This is a genomic window from Streptomyces asiaticus (assembly GCF_018138715.1).
GTDB classification, from domain to species: Bacteria; Actinomycetota; Actinomycetes; order Streptomycetales; family Streptomycetaceae; genus Streptomyces; species Streptomyces asiaticus.
Genome location: NZ_JAGSHX010000006.1, coordinates 5,916,379 through 5,931,695, shown reverse-complemented (window position 1 = coordinate 5,931,695; position 15,317 = coordinate 5,916,379). Strand labels below are relative to the sequence as shown.

Sequence of the window (15,317 nt, the reverse complement as noted above, 5' to 3'; positions counted from 1 at the left end):
ACACTGCCACGCCCCATCTCATTCCATGACACGTGGTCCGAGTCGCGAGACGATTTCGTCCCAGTAGCCGGGCAGGGCCGTCCAGGGGGAATCGGTGCAGGTCCGCCCCTCGGGATGGGCTGTACGGTCGGTGAAGTAGATCGTGCCCGCGCCCTGCCAGCGGGCGATCCTCAGCGCTTCCCCGAGATGTCGGCGGGGAACGCCGTGCACCTGGTGGCAGAACCGTTCGGGCGGATACCCCGCGGTCCACTCTGCCACCTGGGACCAACGGTAGTCGGGCCATGAGCCCCGGAAGGTCACCAGCTGATCGGCGAGCTCCATATAGCCCTCATGCGGATGGATGCCCTGGCCGAGCACCAGATAGGCCCCGCCCAGCAGCGCGCGCAGCGTGGCCGCCGTACGACGCACCTCGGGCAGTCCTGGGCGGTCCACCGGACAGCGCTCCAGACAGAAGCCGTCCACCTGGTACCAGTCCAGGAAGTGGTTCGCGTCACTGATCACCTCGCCGAAGGGGCGGGTGCCGCACCGCAGGTCGAGATGGCCCAGCACCCGTACGCCCGTGGCGCGCAGCCGGGCCGCCGCCGTGAGGCAGTGCGGATCCCTGCGCGAGCCGGGGCCGCGGGCGACGTTGAGGACCGCCCAGTGCAGGGGCGCGCCGGGGCGGGTGAGCTCGGCCCACTCGGTGGGCGCCACCAGGGGGTGGGCGTAGCCGGGCACTCCGAAGCCCAGCCGGGCGGCGGTGGCCGGGACCTCGTGCCCGGGGTCCGCGGGGATCAGATGCGACATGCCGCCTCCATCCAGATGTCGGCGAGCGACTCCTCCAGCGGGATCCTGGAGCGCCAGCCGAGCCGGTCGCGGGCGGTGCGCACATCGGCCTGCTGCCAGCCCCCGCAGCCGTCCGGGTAGGGGTAGGTGGTGGCGCCGCCGGCGCCCGCCGGGCCGCCGCCGTGCTCGCCCGCCACCTGGGGGTGGGCGGGGGCGTGGCCGTGGGCGGTGGCATGGCCGTGGGCCGCGCCATGGGGATGCCCCGGCGCCGGGACGTGGACCGCGGCGGCCGGGACGTGATGCGGTCCCCCGCGCCCCGGCGGGCTGTCGATCTCGTGCAGGGCGCCGCCGAACCCGGCGACCCTGGCGAGCACGGAGGCCGCCTCGCGCAGCCTTACGGCGCGCCCGCTGCCGATGTTGACCACGCCCTGCGCGGCCGACAGCGAGGCCGCATGGACCGCCCGCGCCACGTCCCGTACGTCCACGAAGTCGCGCTGCACGCCCAGGCCGCTCAGCTTGAGCTCGCTCTCCCCGGACTGCATCGCGCGCCGCATCGCCTCCGCGAGCCGCCCCAGCGGCGAACCGGCCGGAGTGCCGGGGCCCACGGGCGAGAACACCCGCAGCACCACCGCGTCCAGCCCGGAGCCCAGTACCAGCTCGGTGGCGGCGAGCTTGCTCACACCGTACGGGCCGCCGGGGCGCGGCACGGCGTCCTCGGCGGTCGAGGAGCCGGGCTGCGAGGGCCCGTACTCGGAGGAGCAGCCGATCTGGACGAGGCGGGCACCGCAGCCGCTGCGGCGCAGCGACTCGCAGACGGTGGCCACGGCGACGGTGTTGTGCCGGGTGAGCTCGCGCGCCCCGCCGCGGGTCGCACCGGCGCAGTTGATCACCACGCCGGGGTGGACCGCGTTGAGGAAGCGGGTGAGCGCGCCCGGGCTGCCGTTGGAGAGGTCGAACCGCACATCGGCGTCGTCGCCGCGGCCGAGCGCGGTGAGCTGGACGGCGGGGTCGGCGAGCAGGTGTTCGGCCACATAGCGGCCGAGGAAACCGCCGGACCCGAGCAACAGGACTCTCATCGGTCGCGCCTCCCCGTACCGGCGCGCTGATCGGTCATGTCGCAGCTCATGTGGTTGCTCCTCGGACTCATTGAGGGGGGGGAAGGACGGGGGGTGGCGGGTTCGGTGGGCGCCCTACGGACGCGGTGGGCCCCTTACGGACGCGGCAGGCGCCTTATGGGGGCGCGGTGGGCGCCTTACGGGGCGGTGCGGGTCGTACGGATGTCATGAGCGGCCCGGGCGGTGCGCGCGCCGGGGCCGCCATGGGCGGAGGCCCGGCACAGGACGCCGAACGCGTGGATCAGCAGGACGAGCGCGGCGGCACCGCAGGCGGCCGCGGGGGCGGCTGCCACGCCCTGGGTGGCGGTCAGCCGTGCCACGGGCTCCCCGAGCGGCGCGGCGCCCGGCAGCCGGGCGGCCGCCGCCGTCGCCAGGGCCACGGCCTGGACCGCGCAGGCCACGGCGATGCCGCCGAGCGCGGCCCTGCGGAAGCCGTGGACGGCGAGCAGCCGGGCGAGGAACAGCAGCCCGCAGAGCGCCACGACGGCGGCCTCGGCCGTCGAGAGGGGCGCGGCGGCGGGAGGCGATCCGGGCACCGTGATCCGGGCCGCGAGCACCAGGGCCGCCAGAGCGCTGAGGAAGGCCGTCACCACGCCCGCGAACAGCGGGCGCACCCCCGCCGCGAACTCCTCCAGACCACGGCTGACCGCCAGCCTGCGGCGCGCTCTGAAGGCGAACCAGCGGGCGCACCACGCGGCGGGCGCGGCCGCCAGGGCGAGGAGGACGGCGGCCTCGGCCGCGGGCGCCGCGTCGTAGGGGCGGCGCCCGTCGAGGAGCCCGGTGAGCAGCCAGTTCCCGGCAGCGGCGTACCCGAGCAGCCAGCCGGCGCCGAGGGCGTGCGCGATACGGCCCCCGCGCCCGCACCCAGGGACACGCAGGGGGCCGCGGCGCAGACACAGCCACAGGGCGATGAGCGTCAGGACGGCGCCGCCCGCGCCCAGAGCGAGGCCGACGGTGGTGTCCTTACGGATGGCATCGACGCGGAGGGCCACGGAGGCGGTCGCCGCGCACAGGGCGCCCGGCAACAGCCACAGCGCCGCGAGCGTCATCCGCACGCCAGGCGCGCGCCCCGGCGCGGGGGCGGCCGGGGGCGCGGGCTCCTCGGCGCGCGGCACCCGGGCGTACAGCTCCTCGGCGAGCGAGAAGACATCGCGGTGCCGGAAGCGCGCGGCGGTGCGGTCCGTCACACCGTGGGCCTCCAGCCCGGCGGCGATCTCCAGCGGATCGACGGCTCGGGCGCACAGGTCGTGGTGGCGGTGCATCAGCGCCCGCACCGGATCGGCGGGCCCGCGCCGCCCCTTCACCTGCCCCTTCCCGGCGCCGGTGCGCGCGGACGCCTCGTCCGGCCGCCGGGAGACCGGCACCCCGGAGACCGGCACCCCGGAGACCGGCACCCGAGCGGCCCCGGACAGGGCGGCGAGTCCGCGATCGGAGGCGGGGCCGCTGTCAGAGGCGGGGCCGCTGTCAGAGGCGGGGCCACGATCCGGGGCGGGGCCGCGGTCGGCGGAAGCCGGATCGAACGGGCCGTTCCACCGGGAAGGCGTGGTCATGCCCCCTCCTCGGACGGGCGCGGGCCCACGCCCAGCGGCTCGGGTGGCGGTGGACCGGCCCAGGTGGGGGTGTGCTCCGGGGCGGGGCGGGAGGCGGCAGGACCGGGCGGCCGGTGCCCGAATCCGTCACCGTCGCGGCCCGCGGTCCAGCGCCCCGGCACATGGGCCTCGGCGGGACGGGCGAACGGCAGTGGCCCGCCGCCCTCGCCGACCTCCTCACGCGGCACCGGGCAGTGCGACATCAGCTCCAGATAGATCCCGCGGAAGGCCGCGACGTTCTGCTCGACGGTGAACAGCTCCAGCGCACGGGCGCGCGCGGCGGCGCCCAGGCGCGCACAGCGCTCGGCATCGCTCAGCAACGCCAGGCACGCGTCCGCGAGCGCCCGGGGGTTGCGCGGGGGCACCACAAGGCCGGTGCCCCCGATGACCTCGCACACCGCGCCCACATCCGTGGACACCGTGGCCCGTCCGCAGAACATCGCCTCGACCAGCCCGACCGGAAAGCCCTCGACCACGCTGGAGAGCACCACGACGCAGCCCGCCCCATAGGCGTCGGCCAGGCTCGGCACCTCGGGGTCGCCGAGCCGCTCGAAGGAGACGGGGCTGTCACCGGCGGAGTGGGCGTCCGCCGCCTCGTCGGGGAAGAGATGGTCGGCCAGCGCCCGGCAGTGGGCCGGATAGCCGTCCGGCTCCGGGTCCTCGCCGCGCCGGGTCTCGATGATCCTCAGCCGTGCGTCCGGCTGCCACCGGCGCACCTCGGCGAAGGCGTGCAGCAGGGCGATGACGTCCTTGGGGGGCTCGATCCGGCCCACCCACACCAGCGTCCGGTCGTCGCCCTCGGACGGCGCCGCGCCCTGCTCGCCGACCTCCGCGAAGCGGGCGGCGTCCATGCCCGGGTAGACGGTGCGCAGCCGCTCCCGGTCGGCGCCGCACCGTTCCTGCCAGCGGCGGGTGTGGGTGTTGCCGGGGGTGATCAGATCCGCCCGCGCGTACGCCTCGGCGGCCAGCCGGCCGTGGAACGCGGTCAGCAAGGACCGTACGGGCCCGGAGAGCGGCCGTCCGGCCTCCGCGCCACCGGCCGTACCGGTCGCGCCTGCCGCACCGGTCGCGCCCGCCAGATAGCACTCGCGCAGCCGTACCCCGTACTCGGTGAGCAGCAGCGGGGTGCCGAAGCGGCGCTTGGCCAGCAGCCCGGGGAGCACGGCCGCGCCGCCGGTCGCGGCGTGGCACAGATCCACCCCGGACAGCCCCGGGTCGCCTCCGGCGCCGTCGCCGTACCAGTCGAGCGACAGCGGACGCAGTGCGCGCTCCAGGGCCTCGGTGACGGTCAGCAGATCGGCGACCCGCGCCCGCTGCGCGCCGTGCGGCGCCCCGAGCGTGCGGCAGGCCCGCTCCAGCGTCCTTACGGCGTCCTCGGAGCGGAGCGCGGCGGACAGTCCGCCGTACTCCCCCGCCAAGTCCGCGAGACCGTGGAGACCATTGGCGAAACGGTCCGCCTGGTCCGTGGAGCACCCGGGCCCACCGGAGCCATGGAGCACACCGGAGTCATGGAGCGCATCGGAGCCATGGGGGGCATCGGGGCCACGCACACCGGAGCCATGGGGCGCGCCGGAACCGTAAGGCGCGCTGATCGCCGCGGCCAGCTCCCCGAAGTGCTCGGCGAACCGCCGCCGTTGCCGACGGCCGCCCCAACCGCCCCGCCGGGGCTCGGGCTCTCCCCACAGCGGCGCGGTGCACACCCGGCCGACGTGCCGGGGCAGCCCGCCCCAGCCCGCGCCCTCCTGGCCGGGGTCGCGGCTGAGCGCGTACACCTCGAACTCATGCTGGGCGAGCCCGCGCACCAGCCGGTCGCACCACACCCGCGCATCACCGGTCGCATACGGATAGCCACCCTCCGTAAGCAGTCCCACGCGCATGAGCGCACCCCCGATCTCCCAAACGGGCCGTTCGTCTGCCGCCGTCACCGGCGGCGGCCGCCGTCAGGCAGCGGGAGCACGTTATGCGCGCAGGGCCATGGCGCGATGGACGGTTGTCCGTCGCACCACCGGAAGGGGTGAACGCACGTGACCTATCGGGAATTCAGGCGTTGCGAGGCGCTATATGCGCCGGTACGGGCCCGTCATCCCTTGGGGAACGGCCAGGCGTTGGGGCGGCAGGTGGCGCCGTCCGTCGACAGGAACTTGGTCTGCTGCATCATCACCGGCGCGAGCGCGCCCTGCTTGGAGCAGATCTCGTGGTTGTGGCCGAGACGGTGGCCCACCTCGTGGTTGATGAGCATCTGGCGGTAGGAGTGCATCTTGTCGTCGCCGAAGGTCTTGGCGCCCTGCGCCCACCGATAGGCGTTGATCATGACGCGCTCGGTGGACGCCGAGTCGCAGGAGACGTTGTCCTCGGTGGTGTCCAGGCCGGACTTGGCGCACCACGCCGCCGTGGTCCCGGGGCTCGCGAGGGTGATCACGAAGTCCGCATGCCCGGACGAGACCCGCTCGAAGGTACGAACGCCGCCGTGCCCCCAACTGCGGTCGTCGTTGAGCGTCTTGTGCACGGCCTCGGCGAACAGCTGACCGTCGAGCGGCAGCCCCTTCTCCACGTCCACGCGGTAGCGCATCACCTGCCCCCGGCCGGGCGCCTTGTCGTGCCCGCGGACGGTCTGGAAGGCGCCGGATCCGCGCAGCTTGGCGTCGAGCGGATAGAGGGCCGCCATCTTCTCGTCATAGGTGACGGGGGCGGGCGAGTTCGCCGAACGGGCCGCACCGCGGCCGTCGTCGTCATGGGAGCCGCGGGAGGCGGCGTCGTCGCCCTGCTCCGAGCCGCCCTGGGCCTGCGTCTTACCGCCGCCGCCCTGCGGTCCGCCCGCGACCTGTCCGGCCACCACGACCGCCAGCACGGTGGTCACGGCCGCGGCGGCGATACCGGTGAACGTGCGCCCCTTACCGCCCTTGGCGACACCGCGCGCCCCCTTGCCCGGGGGCTCCTGCTCGTCGTTGTCCGGCCCGCTTCCGCCGTCGCCGCCCGAGCCGCCGCCGATCCCCCCGGAGGGGGTGGCCGTCCGCTGCGTACGGCGCTGCGGGGGCACGCCGCCCGGCGCACCGGCGGCGAAGACGTCGTCGCCGTCGCAGTCCAGGGCGTCGGGGGCGTCGAAAGCCTCGATGTACTCCTTGCGCGTACCGGGCATCAGACCGGCCGCGCCACCCGTGCCGCCCGTGGTGGGGCGCTGCGGCGGGTTCATGGTGCGCATGCCGTAAGGGGGCCGCTGACCGCCGGGTCCGCCGGGGCCTCTGACCCCGCCCGGACCGCCGCCGGGCCCACCGGGACCCCTGACGCCGCCCGGACCGCCGCCGGGCCCACCGGGACCCCTGACCCCGCCCGGACCGCCGCCGCGGCCACCGACCGCGCCCCAGCCGCCGCCCGCCTCGCGCTGCTCGGGATGTCCGCCCCTGGTGCGCGCCGCGGGCCCGCCGGCACCGTGCGGCAGCCTCGGCACGCCCTGCGGCGGGGTGATCCCGGGATCCGGGGCGCCGGGCCCCGGTGCGGCCCGGCGGCGCCCGGTCCCCGGTCTGCCACCGTCGGCCGCAGGGGCCTCACCGGACGCGCGGTACTCGACGAACGCGGGGCCCGAGCCCTGCCCCTGGCCGGAGCCCGCCACGGCGGGCCGGCTCTCCCGGCCCTCCTGGCTGCCACGTGCGCTGTGTTTACCCACGCGCCGCACCGCTCCCGTCCGCGCCGGACACCGGTACGGCCCCCCGCGCCTCCCGGCTGTCCCGGTCATCTCGTTGATCAACATCGTCGAGCAGCTCGCGCATCCCGCGCGCCACCGCTTCGGGATACTCCATCATCGCGACATGCCCGGCGTCCAACAGCGTCAACAGACGCGAGTCGCGGAAGGTGGCGTTGGCCCGATCCGCCATCCTCACGGACACCAACTGGTCGCGGCCGCCGTAGACGAGCAGCGTCGGGGCGAGCACCCGCTCGGCCTGACGCCACAGGGAGTGCTGACCGCCCAGGGTGTACGAGTCGACGACACCGCGTGCCGAGCGGGTGAGCGCGTCCCAGAAGTACGGGAGGTCGAGTCGGCGTTCGAACTCCTCGACCGCGTGGGCGAAAGCCTCCCGGGTGACCCGGGACGGATCTCCGAAGGTGAGCAGCATCACCTCGCGGGTGCGCCGCTCCGCGTCCCAGTCCCTGGTCAAGCGGGTGAACAGCCGGGTCACCCCGGGCACCGCGAGCAGTCCGGTGGGCACCGCGGTGCGCTGCGGGCGCAGTTCGGGCAGCGCGGGCGAGACGAGCGTGAGGGTGCGCACCAGATCGGGCCGCACCGCGGCGACGCGGGTGGCGATCGCACCGCCCATCGAATTGCCGACCAGATGGACCGGTCCGCGACCCTGCGCGTCGAGGTAGCGGATCACGGCGCGGGCATGGCTCGTTATCGAGTAGTTGCCGTCGTCCGGCGGCGGGGAGTCACCGAAGCCGGGGAGGTCGAGCGCCTCGCCGTCCACCCGGTCGGCGAGCAGTTCCATGAGCGCGGACCAGTTCTGCGAGGAGCCGCCGAGGCCGTGGACGAAGAGCGCGGGCGGCAGCCCGGAGGCGGACGGCGGACGGGAGCGCACGGTCAGCGTGAGCCCCGGAAGGGCGGCGGTCCGCACCTTCTCCCCCGCTCCGACCCGCACGGACCTCGCGGGCGGCACCGCCGCGACCATGCGTGCTTCCGGCGGCTCGGTCGAAGACATGCGGCAATGTTACGAGACGATCACGCGCGCGACCGTGTGTTCACGCTCACAGACCACGTAGCGTCCGAAAGTGACCTCTCCTAGGCTCGTAAGTCACAGGGGCGATCACCTTGCCACTGGCTCACCACCGAATGGCAGCCAATGGGCAGCCGTCAGTGGAAAGCCGCCGTAAGTGGGAACCCATCACTGGCGCCCACCACTGGCGAACCACCGGTGCGAAGCCGCCACAGGGAACAGGGAAGGGGAGTACATGTCCATCGACCCATCCGACCCCGACACCTTCGAGGACTCCGTGGAGAACGCCGACGAGACCGCCACGCGCGACGTCGAGGCTCCCGAGGCGGACGCCGTCGAACAGCACCGCGAGGTGATCTCCCGCCGCGACGAACGGCCCAGGGCCGACGAGTTCGTGGAAGCCAACGAGGCCGACCGGGCGGAACAGGCACGGATCGTCGAGGAGAACGAGGAGGACTACCGGTGACCAGCGTCATTTATGGGCTTTTCATAGAGTCCGGTACATGAAATTCTCCGCACGAACAGCGCGCCGCACTGTTACCCAAAAGTACGATGGCGGGCGCGATGGACATCGTGCACAGGGATCATTCAATGGGAGGCGGCGTGACAGCCATCGAGCAGACCGAGGCGCGCCCACGGGGTACGCGCCTGCCGCGCCGAGCCCGACGTAATCAGCTGCTGGGGGCGGCTCAGGAGGTCTTCGTCGCGCAGGGCTACCACGCGGCCGCTATGGACGACATCGCCGAGCGCGCCGGGGTCAGCAAGCCGGTGCTCTACCAGCACTTCCCGGGCAAGCTGGAGCTGTATCTGGCCCTGCTCGACCAGCACTGCGACGCCCTGCTCCAGGCGGTGCGCACCGCGCTCGCCTCGACCACCGAGAACAAGCAGCGCGTCGCGGCGACCATGGAGGCGTACTTCGCCTACGTCGAGGAGGAAGGCGGCGCCTTCCGGCTCGTCTTCGAGTCCGATCTGACCAACGAGCCCGCGGTGCGCGAGCGCGTGGACCGCGTCTCGCTCCAGTGCGCCGAGGCGATCTGCGAGGTCATCGCCGAGGACACCGGGCTGTCCCGGGACGAGTCGATGCTGCTGGCCGTGGGCCTCGGCGGGGTGTCCCAGGTGGTCGCGCGCTACTGGCTCTCCAGCGAGAGCGCCGTGCCGCGGGACACCGCCGTACAGTTGCTCACCTCGCTGGCCTGGCGGGGTATCGCGGGCTTCCCGCTGCACGGGGCCGAGGGCGGCCACTGAGCGGGACCGCCGAGCGGACCCGCTGAGCGCTGCGGGGCGGATCAGCGCGGCCACTGAGCGGCCGGGGAAGCGTTCCCGGCCGCGAAGGGGCGTGTTCGCGGCGGCGGGCGTGTTCGCTGCCGGCGTTCACCCGCGGCCCCCGGCGGGTGTCCCGGCCCGGCTAGTGTGTGCTGGGTACAGCGCGGATGATCGCGCTACCCCAGATGACCGTCGGAGGGACAAGGCCGTGGAGGTCAAGATCGGCGTGCAGCACGCGCCCCGCGAGATCACCTTGGAGAGCGGGCAGTCTGCCGAGGAGGTCGAGCGCTTGGTGGCCGAGGCACTCGGTGGCAAGTCTCAGGTGCTGACCCTGGAGGACGCCCACGGCCGCAAGGTCCTGGTCCCGTCCGACCGGCTCGCCTACGTCGAGCTCGGCGAGCCGACCGCCCGCAAGGTCGGTTTCGGCGCGGCCTGAGGATTCACCCACAGCGGCGGGGTCCGGTGGAGCAAGACCACCGGGCCCCGCCGCCGTTTGCGCTCGCACGCACGCCCCCGGCTCGACATGCGCCGCAGACCGCCCCCATGGACAGGGTTGCCTCCGGTCGGGCACGGGTAGGACGGGCGTGACCGACTCGTGATCACGTATCGGTCCCGGTCCGCTCACGGGAAGGACGCGCCAATGCTGTTCTGGGAAGCGCTCGCCTCGGTACTGATCGGTCTCGTCATCGCGTACGGGGCGCTCCACCGGCTCCCCCGAAGGCTGCCCGCACGGCCCCTCGTCCTGTCCACCGGCCCCGCCGCCGCGCTTCTGGGCGCTCTGCTGACCCATACGGTGCTGGGCTCGGGGCACACGGCGGCCGTGCTGATCGTCGCGCTCGGCTTCTCGGCGGCGCTGCTGTCGCTCCTCATCCGCCCGGCCAGGACGCGCCGCCGGCGTTCGGTCCCGGCGTAAGGCCGTGCGGACCACGCGGCGGCGCCGCATATCGATGCTTTCCTCTCCCCTCCCCTTCCCGATACCAGGCTCCGCCCCTGGGACCCCGGGGTCTGGGGCGGAGGCCCCAGTTGTGGGAAGGGGCGGGGAGGGTAACAGCCCGCCGCAGCCGCCACGATCCGTCGGGCGCCCCTAGGCGGCGAGCCCCAGGGCGGCCATCCGCTTGGTGTGGGCCTCGGTGATCCGGGAGAACATCCGGCCCACCTCCGCCAGGTCGAAGCCGTCGGCCAGCCCGCCGACCAGCATCGTGGAGAGCGCGTCACGGTCCGCGACCACCCGCTGGGCCTGCGACAGCGCCTCGCCCATCAGCCGCCGCGCCCACAGCGCCAGCCGCCCGCCGACCCGCGGATCGGCCTCGATCGCGGCCCGCACCTTCTCGATCGCGAACGAGGCGTGGCCGGTGTCGTCCAGCACCTGGAGCACCAGATCGCGGGTGTCGGAGTCCAGCCGGGCCGCGACCTCGCGGTAGAAGTCACTGGCGATCGAGTCGCCCACATACGCCTTGACCAGGCCCTCCAGCCAGTCGGACGGCGCGGTCTGCCGGTGGAACCCGTCCAGCGCCGCCGCGAACGGCTCCATCGCCTCCGTGGGCTCCTCGCCGATCGCCGACAGCCGCCCCCGAAGCCGCTCGAAGTGGTGGAACTCGGCGGACGCCATCTTCGCCAGCTCCGCCTTGTCCTCGAGGGTGGGCGCCAGCTTCGCGTCCTCCGCCAGCCGCTCGAAGGCGGCCAGCTCGCCGTACGCGAGGGCGCCGAGCAGATCCACCACGGCGGCCCGGTACTGCGGATCGGCGGCCGCCGTGTCCCAGTCCTGGGCGGCGATCCCGGTGGGCTCCGGGGCCTTCTCCCCGCCGTCCTTCCCCGGAGCTGCGTCGTCCCCTGCGCGGTCCCCGGTGGTCGCGGCGGGCGTCTCAGGTGTGTCAGGCGTCTCCATGGAGCGCACAATAGCCCGCTCCGCGCCCCGGGGAAGGCCCTGGTCAGCCATGCCCACGGATGCCCCGCATCGGACAGCCCGGTCACAGATGCGCGCTTACGGGGTACAGTGATAAATGCGCCCGCCGAGTATCGGCGGGTCGTTCCACGAATGCGGATGCCCGGTCGGTGGCCCGATCGGCTCCAAACCCGACCGCCCTCCGCGCGGCGCGCATCACCTATGCGCACGGCAGGAGGGACCCGCTCGCGGCGTGTGCGCTCGAGCGAAGGCCGTGGTCCCGCGCCGAACCGGCCATCCCCAAGGCCGGTGCACCCGGGCGCCGTGCGACCCCCTTCGCCGCCTCCCGCCGCGCTCACAGAAGAGGCAAGCATCCTGACCACCTTCCGAGAACTCGGGATCCTCCCCGAGACTGCCGAGGCCCTGGAAGCCGTCGGCATCACGTCCCCGTTCCCCATCCAGGAGATGACGCTTCCGGTCGCCCTTTCCGGCACCGACGTCATCGGACAGGCCAAGACCGGCACCGGCAAGACGCTGGGCTTCGGCCTCCCCCTGCTGGAGCGCGTCATCGTCCCCGCCGACGTCGAGGCGGGCCGGGCCAAGCCCGAGCAGCTGACCGACGCCCCGCAGGCGCTCGTGGTCGTCCCCACCCGCGAGCTGTGCCAGCAGGTGACCAACGACCTGCTGACCGCCGGTAAGGTCCGCGCCGTCCGCGTCGTGTCGATCTACGGCGGCCGCGCCTACGAACCGCAGGTCGAGGCGCTGAAGAAGGGCGTCGACGTGGTCGTCGGCACCCCGGGCCGGCTGCTGGACCTGGCGGGCCAGAAGAAGCTGCGGCTCTCCGCCGTCAAGGCGCTCGTCCTGGACGAGGCCGACGAGATGCTCGACCTGGGCTTCCTGCCCGACGTCGAGAAGATCATCCAGCTGCTGCCCGCCAAGCGCCAGACGATGCTCTTCTCGGCCACCATGCCGGGCCAGGTCATCTCGCTGGCCCGGCGCTACATGTCGCAGCCCACGCACATCAGTGCCACCGCGCCGGACGACGAGGGCGCGACTGTGGCCAACATCACGCAGCATGTCTTCCGCGCCCACTCCCTGGACAAGCCGGAAGTCGTGGCGCGGGTGCTCCAGGCCGACGGCCGCGGTCTCGCGATGATCTTCTGCCGTACGAAGCGCACCGCCGCCGACATCGCCGATCAGCTCGCGCGCCGTGGCTTCGCCTCCGGCGCGGTCCACGGCGACCTCGGCCAGGGCGCGCGCGAGCAGGCGCTGCGTGCCTTCCGCAACGGCAAGGTCGACGTGCTGGTGTGCACCGACGTCGCCGCGCGCGGCATCGACGTCGAGGGCGTCACGCATGTGATCAACTACCAGTCGCCCGAGGACGAGAAGACCTATCTGCACCGCATCGGCCGTACGGGTCGCGCGGGCGCCTCGGGCATCGCGATCACGCTCGTCGACTGGGACGACATCCCGCGCTGGCAGCTGATCAACAAGGCGCTGGACCTGCCGTTCAACGAGCCGGAGGAGACGTACTCCACCTCCGAGCACCTCTATGAGCTGCTGAGCATCCCCCAGGGCACCACCGGTGTGCTCCCGCGTGCCGAGCGCACCCGGGCCGGGCTCGCCGCCGAGGAGGTCGAGGACCTGGGCGAGACCGGCGGCCGCGGAGGCCGTGGCCGCCGGGCCGCCGCCCCCACCGCCCCCGCCGCGGAGGAGCGTCCCGCGCGCAACCGCCGGGTCCGGCGCCGCACCCGTGGCGGTGTGAACCTGGACGACGCGGGCGCACCGGAGGGCGCGGCGGCGGCCGAGTCCGCCGCCGACACCGCCGAGGGCGCCACCGAGCCTCGTAGGCCCCGCCGACGCCGCCGTACGCGCGGCGGCATGGCGTCGGCCGGCTCCGAGGCGGCCACGGCCGCCGTCGAGACGGCGGAGGCGGCTCAGCCGGAGGCGGAGCCCGCTGAGGCCGCCGAGGCCGCCGCCAAGCCGCGCCGCCGCCGCACACGGGGTGCGAGGGCCGTCGAGGCGGCCGAGAGTGGCGTGACTGAGTCCACGGACGCCGCGCACGCCGCTGAGGCGGCGGAAGCCGCGGTGACGGCTGTGGCGACAGCGGAGGCTCCGGAGGCCGTGGAGGCCCCGGCCGAGCCGCGCCGCCGGACCCGCGCCAAAGCCGCGGAGGCCGTCGAGACGGCCGAGGGCACCACCGAGGCCGCCGAAGCCGCGAAGCCGCGGCGCCGCACGCGTGCCAAGGCCACCGAGGCAGCCCAGACCGCCGCGGAAGCGGCCGAGGGCACGACGGACGCGGTGGATGCCGCCGAAACCGCCGACGCCCCCGCCAAGCCCCGCCGCCGCACCCGTAAGGCCACCGAAACGGCAGAGACGGCCGAGGGCACGGTGGAGGAAGCGAAGCCCCGGCGCCGCACCCGTAAGGCTGCCGCGGCCGAGACCGCCGTGGCAGCGGCCGAGGGCACGACGGAGCCGGTGGACGCCGCCGAAACCGCCGACGCCCCCGCCAAGCCCCGCCGCCGCACCCGTAAGGCCGTCGAGACGGCCGAGGCCGCCGTCGAGACGGCCGAAGGGATGACGGAGGAGGCCAAGCCCCGGCGTCGCACCCGCGCCGCCGCCAAGGCCGACGCCGTCGACGCGCAGCCGGAGGCGGAGGCCGCCGAGGCTCCCGCCAAGCCGCGGCGCACCCGCGCCAAGGCGACGAAGGCCGCGGAAGCCGCTGTCGCGAGCGCCGAAGGCACCACCGAGGCCGAGGGCGACGAAGCCGCCAAGCCGCGGCGCCGCACGCGCGCCAAGGCCGCCACGGCGGCACCGGCGGCGGACGAGGCCGAGGCCGCGCCCGCCAAGCCCCGGCGCCGTACGCGCGCCAAGGCGGCCGAGGCCGTCGAGGCCACGGTCGAGGGCTGACCCGGCACAACGGCACCACGGTGACACGCCACAGCAGCACGCCCAGGGGCCCGTTCCGCGACACCGCGGTTCGGGCCCCTGGGCGTTCATGTGCCGTTTCCCGCGGGCTGTATAGCCTCGTCCCATGAGCAGGCCGCCCTTTCTCACACTGCCCGCGAGCGCCCGTGCCTACCGCCTCCGGACCGCGCGCGGCGAGTTCGCCGTCCATGACGCGCGGCCCGCTTCGGCGGCGCGCGGGACCGTCCTGCTGGTCCCGGGGTTCACCGGGAGCAAGGAGGACTTCATCGCGCTGCTGGAGCCGCTCGCCGCGGCCGGTTTCCGGGCCGTCGCCGTCGACGGCCGGGGGCAGCACGAGAGCCCTGGCCCCCGTAAGGAGGCCGCGTACGCCCAGGACGAGCTGGCGCAGGACCTGCTCGCGCAGGTCACCGCCCTGAGCGCGGCGACCGAAGACCCCGTCCATGTGCTCGGGCATTCGCTCGGCGGGCTGATCGCGCGAACCGCCGCGCTGCGCGACCCGGGGGCGTTCGCCTCACTCACGATCATGAGTTCCGGCCCGGCGGCCATCTCCGCCCCGCAGCGCGCCCGGATCAAGCTGCTGATCGACGCGCTGACCGTGATGGACATGGAGTCCGTATGGCAGGCGATGCGCGAGCTGGATCCGCCCGAGGCGGCCGATCAGTCGACACCGCCCGGGGTGGCGGAGTTCCTGCATCAGCGCTGGCTCGGGACCGTACCGGAACAGCTGATCGCCACCGGGCGGCAGCTCTCCGACGAGCCGGACCGGGTCGATGAGCTGGCGGCGCTGCGGCTGCGCGTCCATGTGCTCTCAGGCGAGGCGGACTACGCCTGGCCGGTGCCGCTGATGGACGAAATGGCCGGACGGCTGTCCGCCCGCCGGACCGTGATCGAGGGCGCCGGGCACTCCCCCAACGCCGAGCGGGCCCATCCCACCGCCGACGCCCTGATCTCCTTCTGGCGCGACCTCGGCTGAGCACGAAGGCGTGGGCTGAGCACGAGCCCCATGAGGTGGGCTGAGCCCGAGGCCCATGACGTCGGCCGAGCCCCAAGCCCGCTCAGAAACTCCGCAGGC

Annotated in this window: 13 protein-coding genes; 6 read left to right on the top strand and 7 right to left on the bottom strand. The window is 74.3% G+C overall.

All coding sequences use genetic code 11. The features are described from left to right. Positions 1-18: 18 nt before the first annotated feature. The 6 genes from KHP12_RS32910 to KHP12_RS32885 all read right to left on the bottom strand — a co-directional run bounded on the left by KHP12_RS32910 (position 19) and on the right by KHP12_RS32885 (position 8,157). Entirely contained in the window at positions 19-786 is a 768-nt protein-coding gene (locus tag KHP12_RS32910) for a spherulation-specific family 4 protein (RefSeq protein WP_037952293.1), read from the bottom strand. Next, the gene (locus KHP12_RS32905) at positions 774-1,841 is read right to left on the bottom strand and encodes an SDR family oxidoreductase (RefSeq protein ID WP_210609823.1); all 1,068 of its coding nucleotides are present in this window, start codon (positions 1,839-1,841) and stop codon (positions 774-776) included. Before KHP12_RS32905 ends, KHP12_RS32910 begins: the two co-directional genes overlap by 13 nt. Positions 1,842-2,017: 176 nt before the next feature. Next, positions 2,018-3,430, bottom strand: a complete 1,413-nt coding sequence (locus KHP12_RS32900) for a hypothetical protein (RefSeq protein WP_211833988.1) — start codon at positions 3,428-3,430, stop codon at positions 2,018-2,020. Then, positions 3,427-5,346 (bottom strand): DUF3492 domain-containing protein, encoded by a 1,920-nt coding sequence (locus KHP12_RS32895; RefSeq protein WP_210609819.1) that lies wholly within the window; start codon positions 5,344-5,346, stop codon positions 3,427-3,429. The genes KHP12_RS32900 and KHP12_RS32895 overlap by 4 nt, the downstream gene beginning before the upstream one ends. Before the next feature lie 203 nt (positions 5,347-5,549). Beyond that, positions 5,550-7,139 (bottom strand): DUF3152 domain-containing protein, encoded by a 1,590-nt coding sequence (locus KHP12_RS32890; RefSeq protein ID WP_211833987.1) that lies wholly within the window; start codon positions 7,137-7,139, stop codon positions 5,550-5,552. Then, complete coding sequence (locus KHP12_RS32885; protein WP_086886149.1) at positions 7,123-8,157, bottom strand: alpha/beta fold hydrolase; 1,035 nt, start codon at positions 8,155-8,157, stop codon at positions 7,123-7,125. Before KHP12_RS32885 ends, KHP12_RS32890 begins: the two co-directional genes overlap by 17 nt. 250 nt (positions 8,158-8,407) lie before the next feature. Between KHP12_RS32885 and KHP12_RS32880 the strand changes: the two genes are divergently transcribed. The 4 genes from KHP12_RS32880 (at position 8,408) to KHP12_RS32865 (ending at position 10,348) form a co-directional block, all read left to right on the top strand. After that, a complete protein-coding gene (locus KHP12_RS32880) occupies positions 8,408-8,638 on the top strand; it encodes an Rv3202a family protein (protein ID WP_086886150.1) in 231 nt (76 codons plus the stop codon). Between the two features lie 137 nt (positions 8,639-8,775). After that, positions 8,776-9,417: a TetR/AcrR family transcriptional regulator gene (locus tag KHP12_RS32875; RefSeq protein ID WP_037952404.1), complete on the top strand. Its 642-nt coding sequence runs from the start codon at positions 8,776-8,778 to the stop codon at positions 9,415-9,417. A gap of 226 nt (positions 9,418-9,643) precedes the next feature. Further along, on the top strand, positions 9,644-9,871 hold the full coding sequence (locus KHP12_RS32870; RefSeq protein ID WP_037952266.1) for a DUF3107 domain-containing protein: 228 nt from the start codon (positions 9,644-9,646) through the stop codon (positions 9,869-9,871). 204 nt (positions 9,872-10,075) lie between these two features. Continuing rightward, entirely contained in the window at positions 10,076-10,348 is a 273-nt protein-coding gene (locus KHP12_RS32865; protein ID WP_037952263.1) for a hypothetical protein, read from the top strand. Between the two features lie 171 nt (positions 10,349-10,519). Here the strand turns inward: KHP12_RS32865 and KHP12_RS32860 are convergent, their stop codons facing one another. Then, complete coding sequence (locus tag KHP12_RS32860) at positions 10,520-11,329, bottom strand: ferritin-like fold-containing protein (RefSeq protein WP_182467109.1); 810 nt, start codon at positions 11,327-11,329, stop codon at positions 10,520-10,522. Between the two features lie 453 nt (positions 11,330-11,782). Between KHP12_RS32860 and KHP12_RS32855 the strand changes: the two genes are divergently transcribed. Together KHP12_RS32855 and KHP12_RS32850 are read left to right on the top strand one after the other, a co-directional pair. Next, the gene (locus KHP12_RS32855) at positions 11,783-14,227 is read left to right on the top strand and encodes a DEAD/DEAH box helicase (protein ID WP_210610470.1); all 2,445 of its coding nucleotides are present in this window, start codon (positions 11,783-11,785) and stop codon (positions 14,225-14,227) included. Positions 14,228-14,351: 124 nt separating this feature from the next. Further along, a complete protein-coding gene (locus KHP12_RS32850) occupies positions 14,352-15,218 on the top strand; it encodes an alpha/beta fold hydrolase (protein ID WP_086883309.1) in 867 nt (288 codons plus the stop codon). Positions 15,219-15,317: the final 99 nt, after the last annotated feature.

What these genes read in the sequence shown, in the direction of transcription:
- KHP12_RS32910 (WP_037952293.1), bottom strand. Translation starts at nt 786, where the DNA reads ATGTCGCATCTGATCCCCGCGGACCCCGGGCACGAGGTCCCGGCCACC.
- KHP12_RS32905 (WP_210609823.1), bottom strand. Translation starts at nt 1,841, where the DNA reads ATGAGAGTCCTGTTGCTCGGGTCCGGCGGTTTCCTCGGCCGCTATGTG.
- KHP12_RS32900 (WP_211833988.1), bottom strand. Translation starts at nt 3,430, where the DNA reads ATGACCACGCCTTCCCGGTGGAACGGCCCGTTCGATCCGGCTTCCGCC.
- KHP12_RS32895 (WP_210609819.1), bottom strand. Translation starts at nt 5,346, where the DNA reads ATGCGCGTGGGACTGCTTACGGAGGGTGGCTATCCGTATGCGACCGGT.
- KHP12_RS32885 (WP_086886149.1), bottom strand. Translation starts at nt 8,157, where the DNA reads ATGTCTTCGACCGAGCCGCCGGAAGCACGCATGGTCGCGGCGGTGCCG.
- KHP12_RS32880 (WP_086886150.1), top strand. Translation starts at nt 8,408, where the DNA reads ATGTCCATCGACCCATCCGACCCCGACACCTTCGAGGACTCCGTGGAG.
- KHP12_RS32865 (WP_037952263.1), top strand. Translation starts at nt 10,076, where the DNA reads ATGCTGTTCTGGGAAGCGCTCGCCTCGGTACTGATCGGTCTCGTCATC.
- KHP12_RS32855 (WP_210610470.1), top strand. Translation starts at nt 11,783, where the DNA reads ATGACGCTTCCGGTCGCCCTTTCCGGCACCGACGTCATCGGACAGGCC.
- KHP12_RS32850 (WP_086883309.1), top strand. Translation starts at nt 14,352, where the DNA reads ATGAGCAGGCCGCCCTTTCTCACACTGCCCGCGAGCGCCCGTGCCTAC.